2 protein-coding genes and 1 pseudogene are annotated in these 2,374 nt (G+C 64.5%); 1 reads left to right on the plus strand and 2 read right to left on the minus strand.

Annotated elements, in window-relative coordinates:
• Positions 1–3: 3 nt before the first annotated feature.
• Positions 4–1,503, plus strand: a complete 1,500-nt coding sequence (locus AC1D1P_RS21175; RefSeq protein WP_477674319.1) for an acyl-CoA-binding protein — start codon at positions 4–6, stop codon at positions 1,501–1,503.
• Positions 1,504–1,523: 20 nt separating this feature from the next.
• Here the strand turns inward: AC1D1P_RS21175 and AC1D1P_RS21180 are convergent, their stop codons facing one another.
• Together AC1D1P_RS21180 and AC1D1P_RS21185 are read right to left on the minus strand one after the other, a co-directional pair.
• Positions 1,524–1,919 (minus strand): DUF3597 domain-containing protein, encoded by a 396-nt coding sequence (locus tag AC1D1P_RS21180; RefSeq protein ID WP_477666371.1) that lies wholly within the window; start codon positions 1,917–1,919, stop codon positions 1,524–1,526.
• Between the two features lie 98 nt (positions 1,920–2,017).
• A pseudogene (locus AC1D1P_RS21185) lies at positions 2,018–2,374 on the minus strand (hypothetical protein); the annotation flags it as partial.

The following is a 2,374-nucleotide window of genomic DNA, read 5'->3' on the forward strand; positions in this document are numbered from 1 at the left end:
GCTCTGGACAGTTCCAGCACCGCTTCCGCCGAGTCACCAGCGCCGGCCGTGGACAAGAAGACGCCGGCCGTTTTCCTCATTCACGGGCTGGGCGGCACGCAATACGATCTGGGCTCCATGCACAAGCGGCTGAAAAACGCCGGTTTTGTCACCCATTCGCTGACCCTGCCCGGCCACGGCACCACGCCCGAGGATTTGGTGAACGTGACCGCTGAGCAGTGGATGGATGCCGTCACCGCCAAATACCACGAGGTGGCCGCGCAGCACGACAACTTCCACATCATGGGCATGTGCATGGGCGCACTGCTGGCCACCGAGCTGGCCAAGCGGCAAAAGCACACGCGCGGCAAGCTGATCGCGCTGGCGCCGCCTATCTACATCGACGGGTGGGCCACCGCCTGGTACACACCGCTGCGCCACCTGATGTACCACCTGCCCGGCGTTGCAGCACGCATGAAGGTCGAGGAAGAAGACCCTTTCGGCATCAAGAACGAACAGCTGCGCGCCATCGTCAAGGCCAAATTTGCGCGCGGTGAAGCCTTTCATTACCGCTGGGTACCGCTGGCCTGCGTGCGGCAGGTAGACCGGCTTCGCGGCTGGGTGATGACGGGCCTGAAAGACATGGCCAGCGAAACCCTGGTGATCCATGCACGCGAGGACGAACTCACCAGCCTGAGCTCGGCCAACTACCTGGTCGAGCAGATAGGCGGCGCCAAAGCCCGCATGGTGGTGCTGGAAAACAGCTATCACATGATCTGCGTCGACAACGACCGCGAACAGGTTGCCCGCAACGTGCTGGAGTTTTTCGGCGCCAGCAGCGCGGCCTCACTGGGCATGGCGGTAGACAACCCGAAGATGAGCCCCGAAGCGCTGATCGCCTTTGCGCAAGCGCTGCGTACCTCGCTGGAGGCCGGCGACTTCACCGGCATCTTTGCCAGGGGCGCTTCGGACATGGCATGGTTCCAGCCCGGCGCCAACCGCGCCAGCGGCGTTTACCGCGGCAACAAGGGTCTGCAAGCCATGCTGCCGTGGGCCGCTGCAGTGCGGTTCACGGCATTCGGGCAGCCGGTGTTCAATGCCGGCGTGGCGGTGGTGCCCGCTACGCTCACGGCCGGCGGCCTGATGTCACAAGGTGTGCTGGCCTTTGCGGTGCGCTCGGGCCGGCTGCTCGATGCACGCTGGTTTCCCGACGACGTGGCGCTGGAAGACGCGCACTTTGGTGAACCGGTGGCCCCTGCCGGGCCCAGTGAAGCCGAGCGCGCTTTTGAAGCCGCCGGCATCGCGGTGAAGACGCTGGCCCAACCACCTGACAACGAAGCCCTGCTGGGCCTCTATGCCTTGTACAAACAGGCGACGCTGGGGGACGCGACCGGCGAACGCCCCGGCATGATGGACGTGACAGGCCGCGCCAAATACGATGCCTGGGCCCAGCGCAAGGGCATGACCCGCGAAGACGCGATGGCCGGCTACACAGCCCTGGTGGAAAAGCTCAGGTCCGCCTGAGCGTTCGTCCCTTCGCGGGGCTAGTCCATCAGGTCGGCGGGTACCTTGCCGCCGTTGGCTGCCAGCTTGTTCATGACCTGCTTGTGCAGCCAGATGTTCATGGTCGCGCTGTCATTCATGTCACCCGTGTAACCCAGTTCCTTGGCCAGCTCCTTACGCTCACCCAGGCTGCTGTCCAGGTGCAGGAGCTTCATCAGGTCGACGATAGAGGTCTTCCAGTTGAGTTTTTCCGGGTTCTTGCTGGCCATGCCGTTGAGCAGGGCTTCGACATCCACCTGCTGCATGGGCGGCGCTGCAGGCGCCGGGGCAGGCGCTGCGGGGGCCGTGTCAGCGGGAGCGGCAGCCACCGGCGGCGCGGCATCGGGCGTTTGCAGCGAGGGAAATATCTTGCCGAAAATTTTGCCGAGAATACTCATGGTGCGCCCCTGCGTGAAGTTTAAAAATCCAGCGTAACACCGGGATGTGACAGCTTTTGTCAGACGTCACGCCAATCGCAGCTTGGGCAACGCATCGCTCAACGGGCTGGCGCACCCACGCGTTTCAGGCCCGCTTCACCCGCCCGCGCCGCCGCATCGGGCTGCCACACCACCTGATCGTCTACCGCATACAGCCAGCACTTCGATTTCGCCCTCGCACACTGCTGGAAGGTCGTCGCCATGGCTTCGGGCTCGCCGGCGTTGAAGTACCAGCCGCCCTTCTCCGTCACGGCAAAGGCTTTGGGAGACGGCAAGCTGCGGAAGTGGGCATAACGCGCCTTGCCGGCGTCGCTGAGCGGCACGGCCGCCGCGTCATCGGCCGCCGCAAAGCCGGAGGCCTGCGGCACCACGTAGTGATGCCCTTTGAAGCGCTGGGCGTGCGACAACAGCAAGGG

The sequence above is a fragment of the Polaromonas sp. P1_E1_2 genome (assembly GCF_056406035.1).

Coding starts and splice junctions, on each gene's coding strand:
- AC1D1P_RS21180 (WP_477666371.1), bottom strand. CDS start 1,919: ATGAGTATTCTCGGCAAAATTTTCGGCAAGATATTTCCCTCGCTGCAA.